Here is a 19,465-nt window from a genome sequence, read left to right as displayed (position 1 = left end):
AGGATCAAACCCTCTACACGGCCTGAACGATGCCCTCCATGTTGCAGAACATTCCCACCCACGTGATTGCCGGCCCTTTGGGAGCCGGCAAGACCAGCCTGATCAAGCACCTGCTCACCCAGCGCCCGGCGGACGAGCGCTGGGCCGTGCTGATCAATGAGTTCGGGCAGATCGGCCTGGACGCTGCGCTGTTGACCCTGGATGACGATGGCATTGCCCTGGGCGAAGTGGCCGGCGGCTGCTTGTGTTGTGTGAATGGTGCGCCGTTCCAGGTAGGCCTGGGCCGCTTGCTGCGTAAGGCCAAGCCGGACCGGTTGTTTATCGAGCCGTCGGGCCTGGGCCATCCCGCGCAGTTGCTCAAGCAGCTACAGGAGGCGCCGTGGCAAAACGTGCTGGCGGTGCAACCCTGCGTACTGGTGCTGGATGCCCAAGCCCTGGCCGCGGGCAAACCTTTGCCGCAAGCCCAGCAGCAAGCGCTGGCCGGTGCCGGGCTGTTGGTCTTGAACAAGGATGAAGGGCTGAACGCTGCACAGCGTGAGGCCATCGAACGGCAATTGCCCGACTGTGCACGCTACTGGACCCGCCAGGCGCAGTTGCCGCTGGCGCAGTTGCCGGGGCTGACTATCAAGGCTGGCGCGGCTGTGGATAACTTCACTGTGCCCAAGGGGCTCGCGCAAATGCCGGCGATCTGGAGCGACCCGACGCTGCCCATCTGCCTCAGCCAGGCTCAAGAAGGCGGCTGGAGTATCGGCTGGCGCTGGCATCCGGGTCAGATATTCAGTGCCGAGCGCCTTGATCAATGGCTGTCATCCCTGAGCTGGCGTCGTGCCAAGCTGGTTATCCACAGCGCCGAAGGCTGGGTCAGCGCCAACGCTGTGGATAACAGCCCAGTCGCCTGGCAGCCCAGCGAATGGCGCCGCGATTCACGTATCGAATTGATCTTCAGCGCGCCACAGGACGTGGCGACGCTACAGGCCGCGCTGGCCGCCTGCCGTCAGTGACGGTTCTTGCTCGCGTGGTCCTGGCGCCATTGGCTGAGCTCGATCACTTCGGCGCTGGGCAGCGGCGTCTTGATCTCGAACGGGTAGGGGGCTAGTTCGATCTGCGCACTGTGGGCGCCGAATTGGGTGATGGTCCCCGGATGGCGGGTTTCGCCGGTCACGGTGAATTCGAAATTGTAGATGCGCGCCAAGCGTCGCCGCCCCTTGGCATCCTTCACAAACCCGATGCGCTTGAGCGCCACGGCGCCATCGAGCAGTTCGATGTCGAGCTTGGCGCAATGCTGCTTGACCCGCTCCAACGCGCGCTCGCGCAGGCCGTGGTTGTGCCACACCCAGGCGGCAGCGGTCGCCAGCAGCATCAACACGAAGATATTTCCCAGGGTCAGCATGCGAAAAACTCCAACAAAGTGAGAGCAGCTTAACTGTGTCGCCGGTCTGTCGTACAGGCTGCGTTTAGTCGCATACTGCGCGGCCAGAATTTCATCGGTTTTACGGAAATCCCCTGCATGAAACGCACACCTCATCTGCTTGCGATCCAGTCTCATGTGGTTTTTGGCCATGCCGGAAACAGCGCCGCCGTGTTCCCCATGCAGCGGGTCGGGGTAAACGTCTGGCCGTTGAACACGGTGCAGTTCTCCAACCACACTCAGTATGGCCAGTGGGCCGGCGAAGTGTTGGCGCCGCAGCAAATTCCGGCGCTGGTGGAAGGCATCGCCGCGATTGGCGAACTGGGCAACTGCGATGCGGTGCTGTCTGGCTATCTGGGCAGTGCGGATCAGGGCCGGGCGATTCTGACCGGCGTGGCGCGCATCAAGGCCATCAACCCCAAGGCCCTTTACCTGTGCGACCCGGTGATGGGTCACCCGGAGAAAGGTTGCATCGTGCCCCAGGAAGTCAGCGATTTCCTGCTCGACGAAGCGGCTGCCATGGCCGACTTCCTGTGCCCCAACCAACTGGAGCTGGACAGTTTTGCCGGGCGCAAGCCGCAATCGCTGTTCGACTGCCTGGCAATGGCCAAGGCGTTGCTGGCACGCGGGCCAAAGGCTGTGCTGGTGAAACATTTGGATTACCCGGGCAAGTTGCCGGACGGTTTCGAGATGTTGTTGGTGACGACTGATGGCAGCTGGCACCTGCGTCGGCCATTGCTGGCGTTTCCGCGTCAGCCGGTGGGGGTGGGGGATCTGACTTCCGGGTTGTTCCTGGCTCGGGTGCTGTTGGGTGACAGCCTGGTGGCGGCCTTCGAGTTCACCGCAGCGGCGGTGCATGAAGTGCTGCTGGAAACCCAGGCGTGTGCCAGTTACGAGTTGGAACTGGTGCGGGCTCAGGATCGGATTGCGCATCCGCGTGTGCGCTTTGAAGCCACGCCGATCGGCCTGTAACACCGCACAGCAAAAATGTGGGAGCGGGCTTGCTCGCGAAAGCGGTGTGTCAGTCAAAGATGTTCCAACTGAACCACCGTATTCGCGAGCAAGCCCGCTCCCACATTTGACCCGGTTTACACCCTGGGATTGTCAGCGCCTCAGCCTTTGATTTCCTGATAACGCTTTTCCAGCTCCTGGCGAATCTGCCGACGTTGCTGGGCCTGCACGAAACGGCGCTTGTCTTCGCTGTTGTGCGGTTGCAGCGGCGGCACGGCGGCCGGTTTGCGCTGGTCGTCCACAGCCACCATGGTGAAAAAGCAGCTGTTGGTGTGGCGCACTGAGCGCTCGCGGATGTTTTCGGTCACCACCTTGATACCCACCTCCATCGAGGTGTTGCCGGTGTAGTTGACCGAGGCGAGGAAGGTCACCAGCTCACCGACATGGATCGGCTCGCGAAAAATCACTTGGTCTACGGACAATGTCACTACGTAGCGACCGGCATAACGGCTCGCGCAGGCGTAGGCCACTTCGTCGAGGTACTTGAGCAGGGTGCCACCGTGGACATTGCCAGAGAAGTTGGCCATATCAGGGGTCATCAGCACCGTCATCGACAGCTGGGCGTTTCCGGGTTCCATAGCACACTCACGGGTTGTAGGCATCTGTTGGGGGGCACCTCTGCGGGTGCTGGAATCTTTACTGCGCCATCCATAACGGGACGCCGGCGGGCGGCTTGCCGTCACGCGCTGGCCGATCTGTTTCCATATATTGCACCGGCTTTCTGCCGGAAGTCGCGGTGTTAACCTGCAAAAGCCCGTCTCAGGGCATTTCTTACGATTTCGGCAGACTTTTCCTTCCGCGCTTTGCGACATTTCAGCGGCGCGAACGGAAGTGGGAAAAGCACCAGTACCCTCAAGGAGCCCCTCGCCATGCACGCCATCAGCTTTATCCAGGACCTGGCCGTGATCATGCTGGTGGCAGGGGTGGTCACCATCCTGTTTCATCGCTTCAAGCAGCCGGTGGTGCTGGGCTACATCGTCGCCGGCTTCATCATCGGCCCGCATACCCCGCCGTTTGGCCTGATCCACGACGAAGACACGATCAAGACCCTCGCCGAGCTGGGGGTGATCTTCCTGATGTTCTGCCTGGGCCTGGAGTTCAGCCTGCGCAAGCTGTTCAAGGTCGGGGCCACCGCGTTTATCGCGGCGTTCCTGGAGATCATCCTGATGATCTGGATCGGCTACGAGATCGGCCGCTGGTTCGACTGGAATACCATGGACTCGCTATTCCTCGGCGCGATCCTGGCAATCTCTTCCACCACCATCATCGTCAAGGCGCTCAACGACCTGAAGATGAAGAACCAACGCTTTGCCCAGTTGATTTTCGGCGTGCTGATCGTCGAAGACATCCTTGGCATCGGCATCATTGCCTTGCTGTCGAGCATCGCCGTCAGTGGCACGGTCAGCTCCGGCGAGGTGTTCTCCACCGTTGGCAAGCTGTCGCTGTTCATGATCGTCGCGCTGGTCATTGGCATCCTGCTGGTACCGCGCCTGCTGGCCTACGTGGCCAAGTTCGAAAGCAACGAGATGTTGCTGATCACCGTATTGGGCCTGTGTTTCGGTTTCTGTCTGCTGGTGGTCAAGCTGGAATACAGCATGGTGCTGGGCGCGTTCCTGATTGGCGCGATCATGGCCGAATCGAAGCAGTTGCTCGACATCGAGCGCCTGATCGAGCCGGTTCGCGACATGTTCAGTGCGATCTTCTTTGTCGCCATCGGCCTGATGATCGACCCGCAGATCCTCCTGCAATACGCCTGGCCGATTGCGGTGATCACGGTGGCGGTGGTGCTGGGCAAGATGTTGTCCTGCGGCCTGGGGGCATTTATCGCCGGCAATGATGGCCGAACCTCGTTGCGAGTAGGTATGGGGCTGTCACAGATTGGTGAGTTTTCCTTCATTATCGCGGCGTTGGGGATGACGCTGCAGGTGACCAGCGACTTCCTCTACCCGGTGGCGGTGGCGGTTTCGGCGATCACAACCTTGCTCACGCCTTACCTGATCCGGGGGGCCGACCCACTGTCATTGAAGATCGCGGCGGTGATGCCCAAGCGCATGAGCCGGGTGTTCGGCCTGTACGGCGAGTGGCTGCGCAGCATTCAGCCCCAGGGTGAAGGCGCGATGCTGGCGTCGATGATCCGCAAGATCATCCTGCAAGTGGGGGTGAACCTGGCGCTGGTGGTGGCGATCTTCTTCGCCGGCAGCTTTTTTGCAGTGCGCATTGGCGGTTATCTGCAAAGCTGGATCAGTGATCCAAGCTGGCAGAAGGCGTTGATCTGGGGCGGGGCGTTGCTGTTATCGCTGCCGTTTTTGATTGCGGCTTATCGCAAGCTCAAGGCGCTGTCGATGCTGTTGGCGGAGATGAGCGTGAAGCCGGAGATGGCCGGGCGGCATACCCAGCGCGTGCGGCGGGTGATTGCGGAGTTGATCCCGATCCTGTCGCTGCTGGTGATCTTCCTGCTATTGGCAGCCTTATCGGCCAGTATTCTGCCAACCAACAAGTTGCTGGTGTTGATCGCCGTAGTCACGGCGGCGGTGGCGGCCGTGCTCTGGCGTTGGTTCATCCGCGTGCATACGCGGATGCAGGTCGCCTTGCTGGAGACGCTGGATAACCATAAGGATACGGCGGAGCACTAGTGGCTAATGTCGGGGGGGCTGCGAAGCAGCCCAGCGGGAGCAAGCTCCCTCGCCACGCGCGCGCTCTGGATCAGCTTTCCAGCCAGACGTCCCGCGCCCAGTGCCAGACCGATTCCCAGGTTTCTTCGGTGACCAGTTCTTCTTCGCCGGACCACAGCACCACGGTGCCGTCTTCCTCGACGCAGTAGTAGTCGTCGCCGTCCTGGCAGATCGGGATCATGCTGCGATCGACACCGGCGTCCCAGGCGTTGGCGGCCACGTCCGGCAGGTAGGTGTGGGACTGCGGGTCGGTGACGGTCACCGGCTCCAGGCTGCCGTACACCACGTCGCTGACGGTCAGCAGGAATTCACGGAAGACAAACGGGATGTCGATGAACAGTTGTTCTTCGATTTCCACCAGTTGGTCTTCGTCAGGCAGTTCCAGAGGAACCGGGACCGGTTCGTTGGCTTCACGCAATTGTTCGATGATTTCTTCCACGGCCGGGATCCTCTTGCTGATGGCGCGGTTTATAGGGGCGTTTTATACAGTAGCTCGCTATAAGTGCAACCGTGAAATAGATATTCCGGCACAAGCACAATCCCTGTGACAGCAGCGGATTAGAACTGTTTCTCCAGCTTTAGGCTAATGCTGTTTTTGTCGTAGGAATAAATCCAGTCGATGTTGCTCTGCACCTTGTTGTACTTGACGGTGAGGCTGGGAACCACGTCGTACACCGCCAGTCTTGGCGCACGTAGGATGAAGGTGTAGCCCTGCTCATTCTCTTCCCGTGTGTCATCGACGATTGCGCTGTAGGCATCGTATTGACGCTTACGGTACGAGGCAAACAGCACGGCACTCACGCCTATATCGAAGTCCTTGGCGATGCCCAGGCGCACACCTTTTTGCAGGTACGCCGCGACGCGGTCCCGGGCGTCGCGTTCGGTGATGTCGAAGCCGCCGAACAGCGTCCATTGCTGGGGCAAGACTTGCCACAGGGTGGCGTAGACCGAGCTGATACCGCCGTCGAGGTTACTGTTGATCGAGTGTTTGTACGTCATGTCCTTGTACTCGCCTTCGAGTTTGAACATACGTGTGGCCGAGAGCGTGTGAATCCACTCGCCGCGCAGGCCCCAGGCGCTGTACATGGCGTTGTCGCCGATCGTGTTGAACTCGTAGGACGGTCCGAATGCGTACTGGTTGCGCGCATCGTGGTAGCTGTAGCCGGCGTTGTTGATCACGGTGGCTTCGTTGTACTTGCTCTCTTTTTCGTACGCTTGGCCGTACAGCAGCGAACGCACGAACAGCCCGTGATGGCCGCTGATGGAGATGCGTTTGTTGAGCGTGGCCTCATAGTCCTGGCCGTGGGCCGACACCGCCTTGGGCAGGGATTGCTTGACCACGTAGGTCTCTTCAGCGGTCTCATAGCGGTAGGTCACGCTGCCTTCGGAGGACTGGTTGAGGTTGTCGCTCCAGGTCGGACCGATGGCGAATGAGCCTTGCCAGTCTTCGCGATGGTCCAGGGCCTGGATAAAACTGTCGACGGTCTTGCCCAGGCCCATGGCTTGGGCGTCCGACGGGCTGAGGCTGCTGCTGATCTGTTCGAACACGGCTTTGGAGTCGCGATCCTTGCGGTTCTCGAACTGTACCCGTGCCAACTCCAGGCGACCGGGCAGGAAGTCGGGCTGGATGGTCAGCAGGTCCTGGTAATAGCGTTCGGCGGTTTCCAGGTCGCCATCGGCGCGGGCCAGGCCGCCGTTGGCGTAGGCGGTGAGCATCGGGTCGTGGCCGGGCAGGGCGGTGTAGCGCTTGAGATAGTCGCGGGCTTGCGGCCATTGCTGGCGCTCGACGCTCAGGTACACCGCGCGGCCCAGCTCGTCGAGGTTGTTGCCGACGCTGTAGACCTGGCCGTCGATAGTCAGCGACGGCGCGGCACCGTCACTCGGCAGTTCATCCTTGAGCAACTCGCGCTCTTGCTTGTTGGCGCGGTACTCGATGCTCTGGTTCAGGCGCAGGTTGGTGTCCTGGTCGGCGGCGAACACCGTTGGGGCCGTAAACAGCAGCAGGGAAAGGGGCAAAACATGCAACGTGAGGGATCGCTTGCAGTAGGGCTGGGGCATTACCGGGCTCTCGAGATCGCTTCAAAACGCCAAAAGCAAGTGCCTGGAGACCAGGCACTTGCTTCGTGGTGCTACGTCAGTGCAAGCCGCAGTTACTTGGCTACGCCGCCGAAAGCGGTGTCGTAGTTGCGGTTGGTGAACTTGGCGATACCGGCCAGCGACGCGGTGGAGCCTGCACCGAAGAAGCTGCCTTGGGTGGTGCCGGCTGCCAGCACTGCGCTGGTGGTCGGGTTCTGGGCAATGGCGCTGCCGCTGAAACCGGCGGTGGCGGTGTTGATGTTGGCCGAAATCCCGACTTTCAGCGCGGCGTTGGTCAGCGAACCGGTGAGCGTGGGCGATGCGGTGCCGAAGGTGGCGGTCAGGTCGCCGGACAGCAGGTTAGCCCCGGAGTAGTTGTTGATGCCCTGCACCGCGTAGGTCACGCTGGTGGTGGGCAGCACACGGCCGGTGGTGTCGCCGGAGTAGTACACGACGCGAGTCGGATCGTTGTGGGTGCCGTTCTGCGACCACTCGCCGTAGTACACCTGCTGGCTGGCAACTTGCTTGAAGTCGAAATTGCCCAGGGCAGAGTGGGAGGCTGGCATCATTGCCGGGGTAATGGTGGTGACGCCGTTGGTGTCGGTGGGGACCATGCCTTTCAGGCCGGCAAACGTCACTTTGGCGCCGTTGTAAAAGGCTTTTACGCCCACGGCAGGTTGGCCCGCTGCACCCGGGTGATTGGTAGTGCCCGTGCCGCTGGAGCCATCTACAACGATGGTGCCGTCATAACTTTGACCGGAAGAAGTATCTGCTTGAGCAACGCCAGCCAAACCAAGAAAAGCCACTGCCAGTACGGTGTAGTTAAAAGTTTTCATTTCATGTTCCATTGAGTGAATTTAATTAAGTCAACACGTAGAGCATTTGCCAATTTCTTCTTTAGCCTCCCATGGTGCACCTCATAAGTTAGAACGTAGTGGTAAAGCCGAGTTTTAATGTGCGCCCCGGCGCGGGCATGGCCGAGCGTGTCAGCGGGTCGACGTAATAGAGATTGCTCAAGTTGGTGCCGGTGAGTTCGATCGAGGCGTCGTCGGTTAATTTGTAATTGATATAGGCGTCATACGTGACAATCTTGTCCCACGACATCGGTGTATTGATGTAGTAACTGACCATGGGGCTGTTGGGGTAGTTTTTATTAAACTTGTTTTCGTGTTGGCGGTAATAAATGGCGCGCCCGCCAACTTCCAGCTTACGGTTGAAAAATCGACCGCCCAGCCCGAGGTTGGCCGACCATTCGGGTTGCGACATGCTCGCCAGGTAACCACCGACAAAGCCATCATCTACGCAGTTTGGGGTACTGCCGTCGGGTGTAATAGTGATGGCCGACCTCTCATCGCACACCCGGTTCTTCAACACATGGGCGACGCTCAGGTCAGTGAAGAACCGCCCACTGTCATAACGCCCCTGAAACTCAAGGCCGGATGTGGTCTGTTTTTCAACGTTGCTGAACACCAGTTCCGGGCTGCGTTCAATCACGTTTTTGGTGGTGTTGTGGTAATAGGTCAGTTTGACGTCGGCGCGTTCACTGCCGCCCCATCCGGCCAGGTTATGGATATACGCGGCCTCATAGTTATAGGCGTGTTCGGGTTCAAGCCCCCATGGGTTGAGAGAGGAGGAAAAGCCCAAGGTACTTTCAAACATGCTCGGGTAGCGAATGGCCTCGCTGTAGCGGATGTAAACCCGACCGTTCTCGGAGGTATAGAACGTACCGGAAAGTGTCGGCGCCCAGGCGCTGTCTTTCTGATGTTTGGCCGTCACGTCTTTTTGGTAGCCAATGCCGGTATCGGACACGCCGCAAGACACTACATTCTGGCCCGCATTGGCCGCCAGAATGCACGGGTCGTTATAACGGGCAAGGCGACCTTTATCATCCGCATTCCACACAGCCCGAAGTTGGGTGTCTTCAACCCGCGGCGTTTCTGCCTGCAACTGCTTTACATCAATGATGCGGAATTCCGGCGGAATGCCAAACAGATCAAATGCGGCGTTGAGGTCGGCAACTTTCTTATCAACGGCGGCATTCCATTCAGCATCCGTCAATGTTTTGCGAGTGGTGTAATCCACGCGATAGGCCGTATTGACCCACTGCGTGGTTGCACCGCTGTTGTCTTGGGTTTCTTTCAAGTAGTCATCAAACGCCCAATACGATGAATAGCGCGCGCCTGCGGTGAACTTGGCAAAACTCACCGGTCGCCACTCGAAATTGAAGTTGTATTCCTTTTCTTCACGGCGTCCCGCGCGCGGGTTCATGCGCAAGGTGTCGAAGATCGCCGCGTCGTAATAGTTGTCTTTGGAACCCAACTTCTCATGTTGGTAGCTCGCGCCCAGGGTCAGGTCCAGGCTGTCGATCAACTTGAGTTTGTTGCTGACGGTCACCCCGGCCCGGTCATGTTGGGCATTGGCGACGGCGGTATTCCTGAACACCGGGTCGGCGGCGCTGGTGGCGTTGGGCACGCCGCCACTTGAGTAGGTGTCGCTTTGGGTATTGGTGGCCCAGAGGTTCGAATAGAAATCCACCCACGGGTTGCCCTCGGGCTTGAGGTTGTATTCCAGGTTGTAGGCTTTGCTCTGCACATGGCTCAGGGGCCACTGCGGCACGCCGCTGGATTCGGCATCGAACTGGTCGCCGGGGCGGAAGAACGAAATGCGTGACGGCAGGATTTCGCCGTACAGCGAATCGGTGTCGCGGTAGCCGAACTCCAGGGATTGGTCGTCGTCGATCTTGAGCTTGGCCTTGGCCAGCCAGGACTCCATCTTGCTGGAGGTGTTGGGCACTTCATCGCCCGGCTTGTAGATGTTGGCCAGATTGGGGATGTAGTCGAACTGGCCGTTGACCTGTTCGCCAGTGGCGTAGAACCCGCTTTTGTTCTTGCCCGCGTAGTGGTTGCCCTTTTCGCGGTAGGCGTAGGCGGCGAGCAGTTCGAATTTTTCCTGGCGGGTGCCGAGGGCCAGGCGATAGGCCGAGTCGCCGCCGGTGATCAGGTTGTTGTCGCGGCTGGTGCGTGGGTGCTTGTACAACGACGGGTCGTAGTAGGAAGAGATCGGGATGTACTGATAGTCGGCGGGCGGGCTTTGGCCGGTCATCAAGTGCGGCAGCTTGGGCGACACCGAGTTGTTACTGCCTTCCACCTTCAGCTCGCCGCCGAATGCCTGGCCTTCCTTGAGGATGTCATCCACGTTCAGGGTGTTGGCGACTACCGCGCCACCCACGCCGCTGTAGACGTTGCGCTCCAGGTTCGGGCCCTTGAGCACCTTGATGCTGCCGATCAGGTTGGGGTCGATGTAATTGCGGTTGTTGGCGCCCATGTAGCCGCGATACACCGTCAGCGCCTGCTCGGTGCCATCGATGGTCAGCGGCACGCGGCCGGGGCCCTGGATGCCACGCACGTTCGGGTCCAGCGCGCCGCTGTTGCGGCCGTCACCGCTGTAGACGTTGAGCATGCCCTTGAACATATCGGCGGGGGCGGCGCCTTTGTAGCGTTCGATCTGTTCCTTGCCGGAATACACCGAGGACACGTCCTGATCGTAGATGTCGTTGTAGCCTTTTTCGTCGCGGGACTCCTTGCCATCCAGGCCGTGCACGTAGATCGGGTGCAGGTCGCCTTGCTGGATGCCGCTCATGCCCGGCGCGGGTTGCACCTGGATGATCGGCCGCTCGGGGTGGTTGCCCAGGCTGTAGGTCAGCGCCTGGTTGGCGAGCAGTTGTTGCAGCGCGGCTTCCAGGGATAGCCGGCCCTTGACCGGGTTGCCGTAGGTGCCGGTGAGGTCATTGCTGCCCAGGTACACCTCGACGCCGGCTTGGCGCGCCAGCAGGACCAGGCCTTCGTCCAGTGACAGGGCGGGGACGTCGAAGTCGTGATACGTACTTTGGGGTTGCACCTGGGCCGCGCTGCTGGCCGGGCGAGTTTGCAGCGGATGGATGTCGGCGGCGTCGGCGGCCAGCGCGAACACGGCGAGCTGAATCCCCAGGCTCAGCCGAGTGCGATGGGTTGCCTTGCGCTTCTTGTGGTTCTGTTGCATCTGCAAAACCGGCCTCACTAAAGCAAATAAGAGTTATTCACATGTAGTAGAAACGCAGCAGCAGTCAAAACGCGATAGATCGATATGGTCTATGTATCGCGTTTTATATATGAATGATGTCAAAAGGCCCGCAGACGCGGCCTTTCAGTAGATCAGCGTGAGCCCGGGCAGGTCGAGAATGCGCCCGTGGGCTTGCTGTGCGAGACGTTTGACGGCGTCGTCGAGGTTGTCCAGGCGCATCACCGCACTGATTCGCACGGCGCGCAATGTGTCGCCTTTGACTACGATCAGCCCCGGCCGATAGCGGTTGATGCGCGCCACGGCATCGCCCAACGCTTCGCGCTGGAACACCAGGCGACCTTCCTGCCAGCTGGCCAGTTCATCCGGGTGCGTGGTGAGCGGCACCAACCCGGCTTTCGGGCTGAAGCGCAGGCTGTTGCCTTGCTCCAGCAGCGCGGACCCGGCCACGTCATCGCGCTGGGCAGGGGTGAGATTGACCTCGACCTTATGCTGCAACACCCCGACCCAGCCTTCACGCTCCTGGCCGATACCGACCAGATAGCGCGTGCCGCGTGCGGTGATGTCGGCGCCGGGGGCGCGCACGGTAAACGGGCGGCGTTCCTGATCATTGATTGGCGATGGGGTGAACACCGCTTCGCCCTGGCTCAGGTTCACCAGGCGGGTCTGATCGTCATAGGCGATGTTCAGGATGCTGTGGCTGCCCAGTTCAACCTGGCTGCCATCCGCCAGGGTGATGTGGCGAACCTCGCCGAAACCGGTGTGATAGTCGCTGCTCAGCGCTTGCAGCCAGAAGGGCGGTGCAAGCAGCATCCAGCACCCCAGCGCTAGGGCGCCGACAGCGCTGGTGGCTGTCCCGCGTGTCCAGAGGCTGCGTGGCGGGCGCTGCGGTTTGACATAGCCTGGGCGGCGTTTGAGCGCGGCGGTGGCGCGCCAGGCGCGATCCGCCCGACCGGCAGCGGCGGCATGCCTGGGGTCGGCTTCCTGCCAACGCTGAAAAGCTTCTAGCTCACGCGCCGACAGCTGGCCTTGTCGATGACGCATCACCCAATCGGCAGCTTTGCGCTCCAACGGGTCGGTCGTTTGTGGGGAAGCATTCACGGTTCTGACTGTTTACCTTATCGCTTTGCAAGAGACCCAAGGCTTAGCCCTCCTGGTCTGGGTCAAGCGCCTTACCAATCCTGGCCAGCGCCATCGCCATGTGTTTTTGTACAGAGCTTGTGGAAATCCGTAAATAGCGGGCGGTCTCTTTGTGCGTCATGCCCTCGACCCGGCACAGCAGGAAGATGTCACGGGTACGTTCTGGCATGCGCTCCAGCAGGCTTTCCAGTTGTTCCAGGGCAAGGGCGTCGAGGGCCTGTTCTTCGGGGCCGCTGGCCTCATCCACCAACGTATCGAAATAGGCGGCGGCATCGTTGTCGAAGCGCTTTTCACCGTAGCGGCGATGGTGGTCGATCATGAGGTTGTGCGCGACGCGAAACAGGTAGGACGGCGCACACAGGATGCGTTCCACGTTCTCCAGCTGGGCGATGCGCAGGAAGGTGTCCTGCACCAGGTCCGAGGCCAGGCTGGGTGTGCATTTTTTGCGCAACAGGTAGCGATGCAGCGCGGATGCGTGTTGATTGAAGAGTTTTTCCAGCACGGCGGCACGTTCCTATGCTCGGGCAGAACCGGGAGAGGGCACGAGTATAGTGAGAATGTTTCTCATTAATCCAGTAAAAACCGCAACGCATTTCCGCCCGGCAAAAAAAGACCCCGGCGGTGTATTTGCATACACCGTCGGGGTCGTTCACTGCGCGCTCAAGGCGCCAGGTGATCAGCCGTTCTGGCGGATACCGGCGACCAGCCAAGGCTGGTTTTCACCTTGTGGGCGTTCCATGTTCCAGCTTTCGCTGAACACTTCGCCCTGGTCAAAGCGCGAGTTTTTCGACACGCCGCTGAATGTCAGGGTGGCGATGGTCTTGTCGGCGCGGTCATCCACACCGTCCAGTTGCACGCGCAGGTCGTCGATGTAGGTCGACTGGAACGCATCGCCCAGCTCAGCGCGTTCGCGCTTGAGGAACTCCAGCAATTGCGGGGTCACGAACTCGGCGATCTTGTCCATTTCGTTGGCGTCCCAGTGCTGTTGCAGGGACTGGAAGTGACTGCGGGCTGCTTCGACGAAACGCTCTTCGTTGAACCACGCCGGTGCGTTGATCACCGGACGGGCAGCAGCGGCTGGCGAACCGCCGCCGAAGATCGAGCCCATGGCAGGCTTTTGCTCGAACACTTCACGCTGCATCGGCGCACCGGCTGGAGCCATGTGCTCCTGCTGCTTGCGGCGACGGGCGGCGATAAAGCGGAAGATCACAAAGGCGATGACCGCCAGGATCAGAATGTCGAAGATCTGCATGCCCTGGAAGCCGCCGCCCATGAACATGGAAGCGAGCAGGCCACCGGCCGCGATGCCGGCCAGAGGGCCCAGCCAGCGCGAAGCACCGCCAGCCTTGGCAGCGGCGCCAGCGGCACCGGCTGCGCCTGCGGTCGCGGCTGCACCGCCCATGCCACCGGCGGATGGAGCCATTTGGCTGGTCTGGTGAGTCGGTGCTGCGCCCGAACTTTTGCCGCCACCGAAGCGCTTGGCGTTGGCGTCGAGGCTCATCGTCAGGCCGATGCACAACGCCATGGCGATGCTAAGAAAACGTTTCATAAAGGGAATTCCCATTTGTGGATTGCACGCGCGCCATGTTGCACAGGTGTCGTGACAGTGGCTAGCGACATAATGTTTCGGGCTTTTGCGTAGGACAGATTCGGAAGTGTCTGTAGGACTTATTACAGATATTGGCCCGCACTCGTGAATTACAAGGGCGGGCCAATAACCTTCATCCTAGGAAGATGTGTCAGATTGCTTCGAGCTTCGCGTAGCCCATCATCAGCCACTTGCTGCCTTCGGCGAAGTTAACCTGCACCCGTGCCTGCGCACCGGCGCCTTCGAAGTTGAGGATCACGCCTTCGCCAAAGATCGCATGCTTGACCTGCTGGCCCAGGCTGAACGCAGTTTCCGGGATCGCGGAACCGGCGAACAAGCTGCTTGCGCTCTGCTGCTGGCCGCCACCGAACGGGCGGCTGACGCTGTTGGACAGGCGCACTTCCTGGATCAGCCCCTTCGGCACTTCGCGTACGAAGCGTGACACCTTGTTGTAGGTCTCGCTGCCGTACAGGCGTCGTGTCTCGGCGTAGGTCATCACCAGGTTCTGCATCGCCCGGGTAATGCCCACGTAGGCCAGGCGGCGCTCTTCCTCAAGGCGGCCGGGTTCTTCCAGGCTCATCTTGTGGGGGAACAGGCCTTCTTCCATGCCCACCAGGAACACATACGGGAATTCCAGGCCCTTGGCGCTGTGCAAGGTCATCAGTTGGATGCTGTCCTCATGCTCGTCGGCCTGAGCATCCCCGGCTTCAAGCGAAGCATGGCCAAGGAAGGCGGCGAGCGGCGTGAGGTCTTCTTCATTCTCGGTGTTTTCGAACGCACGGGCGGCGCTGACCAGTTCCTCAAGGTTTTCTACCCGAGCCTGGCCTTTCTCGCCTTTTTCCGCTTCGTGATAGGCGATCAGCCCGGACTGTTCGATCACCGTCTGCGTCATTAAATGCAGCGGCATTTCGGCACATTTGGCGGCGAGGTTCTCGATCAGCTCGACAAACACCCCCAGCGCCCCGGCTGCGCGCCCGGTCAGGCCTTTATTGGCGATGAGCAAGCGCATGGCTTCCCACATCGACACATCGGCGTGGCGCGCGTGGTCGCGGATCGCTTCGACGGTTTTCTCGCCGATGCCACGCGCTGGGATATTGATCACCCGCTCCAGCGCCGCATCGTTGCCACGCCCTTCCAGCAAGCGCAGGTAGGCCATGGCGTTCTTGATTTCGGCGCGCTCGAAGAAGCGCTGGCCGCCATAGATGCGGTACGGGATGCGTTCGCGCAGCAAGGCTTCTTCCAGCACCCGCGATTGGGCGTTGGAGCGGTAAAGGATGGCGATGTCGCTGCGGGCGAGGCCGGTTTTCAGCGCGCTCTCGATGGTTTCCACCACATAGCGTGCTTCATCGTGCTCGTTGAACGCGGCGTACAGGTTGATCGCCTCGCCTTCGCCGCCGTCGGTCCACAGCTCTTTGCCCAGGCGCCCGGTGTTGTTGGCGATCAAGGCGTTGGCGGCCTTGAGGATACCGGCGGTGGAGCGGTAGTTCTGCTCCAGGCGGATGGTGACGGCGTCCGGGAAATCTTCGGAATACTGGTAGATGTTCTCGATTTTCGCGCCACGCCAGCCGTAGATCGACTGGTCGTCGTCGCCCACCACCATCAGGCTGTCGCCGCCCTTGGCCAGCAGGCGCAACCAGGCGTATTGCACGGCGTTGGTGTCCTGGAACTCGTCCACCAGGATGTGCCGGAAGCGCTTCTGGTAATGGGCCAGCAAGCCCGGGTTGTCGCGCCACAGGTCGAGGGCGCGCAGCAGCAGCTCGGAGAAGTCGATCACCCCGGCGCGCGCGCAGGCCGCTTCGTATGCTTCATAGATGCTGCGCATGGTGGCCAGGAACATGTCGCCGCTGGCCTGGATGTGCTGCGGGCGCAGGCCTTCGTCTTTCTGGCCGTTGATGAACCACTGTGCCTGGCGCGCCGGCCAGCGTTGTTCGTCGAGGCCCAGCTCGCGGATCACCCGCTTGACCAGACGTTGCTGGTCATCGCTGTCCAGGATCTGGAAGGTCTGGGCCAGGCCCGCTTCCTGCCAGTGCGCCCGCAACAGGCGGTGTGCCAGGCCGTGGAAGGTGCCGACCCACATGCCGGCCGGGCTGATGCCCATCAACTGCTCGATGCGATGGCGCATCTCGGCAGCGGCCTTGTTGGTGAAGGTCACCGACAGGATCGAATGGGGCGACGCGTTTTCGACCTGGATCAACCAGGCGATACGGTGCACCAGCACTCGGGTTTTACCGGAGCCGGCACCGGCCAGGACCAACTGACGGCCAACGGGGGCCGCTACGGCCTGGCGTTGGGCATCGTTGAGGGAGTTCAGCAAAAGGGAGAGATCATCGCGCATCGGCGCATTCTATGGCCCTCGGCGGAGTGGGGCAAACCCCAATGCCGGATGGTCGATAATTCTGCCGGGGCGGATGACCGGTCGGTCATAGGGTCCAGGCCCCGCCACGCTTCGCTTGAGGGGGCTGGCCCCGTGGTTTGCAGGTAAATCCTGGGGGATTTTATGACGTGGAGCAGTTTGGCGCAGACCTTTGCTTGTGTATGCTCCGTCGACGTTTCGGGCTCACCATTATAAGAACACTGCCTATGACCCTCAGTACCGACCTGCTCAGCCCCTCGGTGGCGCCGGCGCAGGTTATCCGCAAGCAGTACGCCACCGAGATGGCGGTCGAACGCACGCGCCTGCTGTATCAGGGCTCGTTGCTGCCCACCTTGTTGATGCTGATCAATGGCCTGGTCTGCGCCTGGTTGCTGTGGAACCCCAAGCAATACCTGCTGGACAGCATCTGGCTGGTCTGGCTGCTGGCACTGGTCGCGATGCGGGTGATCCAGGTGGCGGCGTTTGATTCGGCGATGCCCAGCCGCCAGGCGCAGCCGGTGTGGCGACGCATGTTCATGCTCGGCTCGGCGGTCAGCGGCCTGACCCTGGCCATCGCCGCCATCGCCCTGGTGCCAGCGGACAGCTTCATGCAGCAGGCGTGGGTATTCGGCCTGATCGGCGCCGCAACGCTGTCGGCCAGCGTGGCCTACGCCGTGAGCCTGCCGGCGTTCTTGTCGTTTGCCGTGCCGTGCCTGTTGCCGGCGATTGTCTATCTGTTCTGGAACGGCGCCCCGCAGCAGCAAGGCTGGGGCGTGCTCGGCCTGATCCTGCTGGCCTCCTTGAGCGTGGTGGCGTGGCAAGTCAACCGCCTGATCCAGCGCGGGCTGCTGCGGCGCTTCCAGAACCAGGCGCTGATCGAACATCTGCAGCAGGCGCAGCAGCGCAGCGAGCAGTTGAATCAAGACCTGGTGCGCGAAGTCGAACAGCGTCGCCAGATCGAACAGGAACTGCGCAATGCCCAGACCGGCCTGCAAGACCGGGTGGCGCAACGCAGCCAGGAACTCGACGCCGCCAGCCTCGCCCTGAATAAAAGCGAAGCGCGCCTGGCCATGGCGTTGCAAGCCAGCGAACTGGGCCTGTGGGACTGGAATCTGCAAACCGACGAAGTCCACCACACTCAACTCAAGGAGCTGTTCGGCCTGGAGCCCGAGTACGTCACGGCGATGCTCAGCCACCTCAAGCCGCGCCTGCACCCCGATGACTTGCCGTTGCTCAAGCGCGCGCTGGTCGAGCACCTCAAGGGCCGCAGCGAGGACTATCAAGTCGAGTACCGCGTGCGTCACGGTGCCGGCCACTGGGTTTGGATCGAAGACCGTGGCCGCGCCGTCGAGCGTGCGCCCAGTGGCCGGGTCACGCGCATGCTCGGTACACGCCGCGACATCAGTGCCGGCAAGGTCCTGGAAGAACAGCAGCGGCTCGCGTCGACGGTATTCGAGGCGGCCAGCGAAGGCATCGTGATTCTGGACCCGGACTACAAGTTGATCGCGGTCAACCAGGCGTTCAGCCGCGTCACCGGGTTTGAGATCGACGACATGCTCGGGCGCAACGTCGTCGAGCTGCCCAGTAGCCGCGATGCGCGCCGGCACTTCCCGGTGATCCGCCAGGCGTTGCTCAGCCACGGCACCTGGCAGGGCGAGCTGGTGGAAACGCGCAAGAACGGCGAGCTGTACCCGCAGTGGCTGCAATTGAATGTGGTGCGCGATGTTCGGGGAAAAGTCAGCCATATCGTGGGCTTTTTCGCCGATCTATCCGCGCGCCGCGAGTCCGAAGAGCGCATGCGCTACCTCACCCACTATGACGAGCTGACCGGCCTGGCCAACCGCTCGCTGTTCCGCGAACGCCTGCGCGAAGCTCACTCACGGGTGCGCCTGGGCGGGCGTAGCCTGGCGTTGCTGCACATCAACCTGGACCGTTTCAAGCTGCTCAATGACAGCCTCGGCCATGAAGTCGCCGACCAGTTGCTGCAAAAAATGTCACGGCGCCTGATCAACGCCTTGCCCGAGGCGGACACCATTGCGCGCTTGTCCGGCGATGAATTCGCCGTGCTGTTCGACGCATACGGCAGCCTGTCGAGCCTGGCACGCGTGGCCACCCGGCTGCTGGCCAAGCTGCGGGTGCCGGTGACGGTGGACGGGCATGAGTTGGTGGTCAGCGCCTCGATGGGCGTCAGCCTGCTGCCGGATAATGCGCGTGAAATTTCCGCGTTGGTCAGCCAATCGAACATGGCCATGCAGCATGCCAAACACCTGGGCGGCAATAACTTCCAGTTCTACACCGACAGCCTGCAAGCCAGCACGCTGGAGCGTTTGCAGCTGGAAAACCAGCTGCGCAAGGCCATCGACGAGCGCCAGCTAACGGTGTTCTACCAACCCAAGCTGTGCCTGGCCACCGGCAAGCTGAATGCCGCCGAGGCGCTGGTGCGGTGGGAGCATCCGCAGTGGGGCATGGTGCCGCCGGGCGAGTTTATCGGCCTGGCCGAAGAGACCGGCCTGATCGCACCGTTGGGCGAGTTCGTGCTGCGCCAGGCCTGCTGGCAGGCGTGTGAGTGGCAACGCCAGGGGCTGGCGCCGATTCGCGTGTCGGTGAACCTGTCGGTGCATCAGTTGCGCCAGGGCAAGCTGGTCAGCCTGGTGCGCCAGGTCCTCGAAGAAACCGGGCTGGACCCGCAATACCTTGAGCTGGAGTTGACGGAAAGCCAGCTGCTCGACAGCGTCGAACACATCATCTCGACCTTCCAGCAGTTGCGCGACCTGGGCGTGAAGCTGGCCATCGACGATTTCGGCACCGGTTATTCCTCCCTCAGCTACCTCAAGCGCATCCCGGTGGATTACGTGAAGATCGACCAGACCTTCATCCGTGGCCTCGGCCAGGGCCGCGAAGATGCGGCGATCACCCGCGCAATCATTGCCATGGCCCATGGCCTGGCGCTGAAAGTGGTGGCCGAAGGCGTGGAAGATCAGCAGCAGTTGGACTTCCTGCGGCTGGAGCGTTGTGACGAAGTGCAGGGCTACCTGATCAGCCGGCCGATGCAGGCACAAGGGCTGGCAGATTTGTTACGGAAAAATGCAGGTTTTCCCTGATCGCACCAAGGCCGCCCTGCGGGCTACAAAGCGCCTGCCCTTTGAATCAGAGGGCAGCAG

14 protein-coding genes are annotated in these 19,465 nt (G+C 61.2%); 4 read left to right on the top strand and 10 right to left on the bottom strand.

Translation table 11 applies throughout. The features are described from left to right. Positions 1-38: 38 nt before the first annotated feature. Positions 39-1,001 carry a CobW family GTP-binding protein gene (locus LIY36_RS02745; protein ID WP_226454730.1) on the top strand — a complete coding sequence of 321 codons (963 nt, stop codon included), beginning with the start codon at positions 39-41 and terminating at the stop codon, positions 999-1,001. On the opposite strand, the gene LIY36_RS02740 is transcribed toward LIY36_RS02745, so the two are convergent. Further along, positions 995-1,390 (bottom strand): DUF3301 domain-containing protein, encoded by a 396-nt coding sequence (locus LIY36_RS02740; protein ID WP_226454729.1) that lies wholly within the window; start codon positions 1,388-1,390, stop codon positions 995-997. The two genes, LIY36_RS02745 and LIY36_RS02740, sit on opposite strands and share 7 nt — an antisense overlap. Positions 1,391-1,507: 117 nt before the next feature. On the opposite strand from LIY36_RS02740, the gene pdxY reads away from it, so the two are divergent. Then, complete coding sequence (gene pdxY, locus LIY36_RS02735) at positions 1,508-2,380, top strand: pyridoxal kinase PdxY (RefSeq protein ID WP_192298086.1); 873 nt, start codon at positions 1,508-1,510, stop codon at positions 2,378-2,380. A 140-nt stretch (positions 2,381-2,520) separates the two neighbouring features. Here the strand turns inward: pdxY and LIY36_RS02730 are convergent, their stop codons facing one another. Next, a complete protein-coding gene (locus tag LIY36_RS02730) occupies positions 2,521-2,997 on the bottom strand; it encodes an acyl-CoA thioesterase (RefSeq protein WP_017739034.1) in 477 nt (158 codons plus the stop codon). A 291-nt stretch (positions 2,998-3,288) separates the two neighbouring features. On the opposite strand from LIY36_RS02730, the gene LIY36_RS02725 reads away from it, so the two are divergent. Continuing rightward, complete coding sequence (locus tag LIY36_RS02725; protein ID WP_226454728.1) at positions 3,289-5,052, top strand: cation:proton antiporter; 1,764 nt, start codon at positions 3,289-3,291, stop codon at positions 5,050-5,052. 70 nt (positions 5,053-5,122) lie between these two features. On the opposite strand, the gene LIY36_RS02720 is transcribed toward LIY36_RS02725, so the two are convergent. The 8 genes from LIY36_RS02720 to uvrD form a co-directional block, all read right to left on the bottom strand. After that, complete coding sequence (locus LIY36_RS02720; protein ID WP_017739032.1) at positions 5,123-5,530, bottom strand: SMI1/KNR4 family protein; 408 nt, start codon at positions 5,528-5,530, stop codon at positions 5,123-5,125. A 119-nt stretch (positions 5,531-5,649) separates the two neighbouring features. Beyond that, entirely contained in the window at positions 5,650-7,107 is a 1,458-nt protein-coding gene (locus LIY36_RS02715) for a surface lipoprotein assembly modifier (RefSeq protein ID WP_226454727.1), read from the bottom strand. A 134-nt stretch (positions 7,108-7,241) separates the two neighbouring features. Next, entirely contained in the window at positions 7,242-8,003 is a 762-nt protein-coding gene (locus LIY36_RS02710; protein ID WP_192298083.1) for a Slam-dependent surface lipoprotein, read from the bottom strand. Between the two features lie 88 nt (positions 8,004-8,091). Next, positions 8,092-11,205, bottom strand: a complete 3,114-nt coding sequence (locus LIY36_RS02705; protein ID WP_226454726.1) for a TonB-dependent receptor domain-containing protein — start codon at positions 11,203-11,205, stop codon at positions 8,092-8,094. A gap of 144 nt (positions 11,206-11,349) precedes the next feature. Beyond that, positions 11,350-12,324 (bottom strand): FecR family protein, encoded by a 975-nt coding sequence (locus tag LIY36_RS02700; RefSeq protein ID WP_226454725.1) that lies wholly within the window; start codon positions 12,322-12,324, stop codon positions 11,350-11,352. A 43-nt stretch (positions 12,325-12,367) separates the two neighbouring features. Then, positions 12,368-12,865, bottom strand: coding sequence for an RNA polymerase sigma factor (locus LIY36_RS02695; RefSeq protein ID WP_192298081.1), 498 nt, complete (start codon positions 12,863-12,865; stop codon positions 12,368-12,370). Between the two features lie 174 nt (positions 12,866-13,039). Next, entirely contained in the window at positions 13,040-13,912 is an 873-nt protein-coding gene (locus tag LIY36_RS02690) for a Tim44 domain-containing protein (RefSeq protein WP_192298080.1), read from the bottom strand. 190 nt (positions 13,913-14,102) lie between these two features. Further along, the gene (gene uvrD, locus LIY36_RS02685; protein ID WP_192298079.1) at positions 14,103-16,286 is read right to left on the bottom strand and encodes a DNA helicase II; all 2,184 of its coding nucleotides are present in this window, start codon (positions 16,284-16,286) and stop codon (positions 14,103-14,105) included. A 245-nt stretch (positions 16,287-16,531) separates the two neighbouring features. Between uvrD and LIY36_RS02680 the strand changes: the two genes are divergently transcribed. Further along, on the top strand, positions 16,532-19,405 hold the full coding sequence (locus LIY36_RS02680) for an EAL domain-containing protein (RefSeq protein WP_226454724.1): 2,874 nt from the start codon (positions 16,532-16,534) through the stop codon (positions 19,403-19,405). Positions 19,406-19,465 lie beyond the last annotated feature (60 nt).

The sequence above is a fragment of the Pseudomonas sp. AF03-9 genome, from assembly GCF_020515815.1.
In the GTDB taxonomy this organism is placed as follows: Bacteria; Pseudomonadota; Gammaproteobacteria; order Pseudomonadales; family Pseudomonadaceae; genus Aquipseudomonas.
Note: the sequence above shows the minus strand (reverse complement) of the source record. Positions and strands in the feature narration are given on the sequence as shown.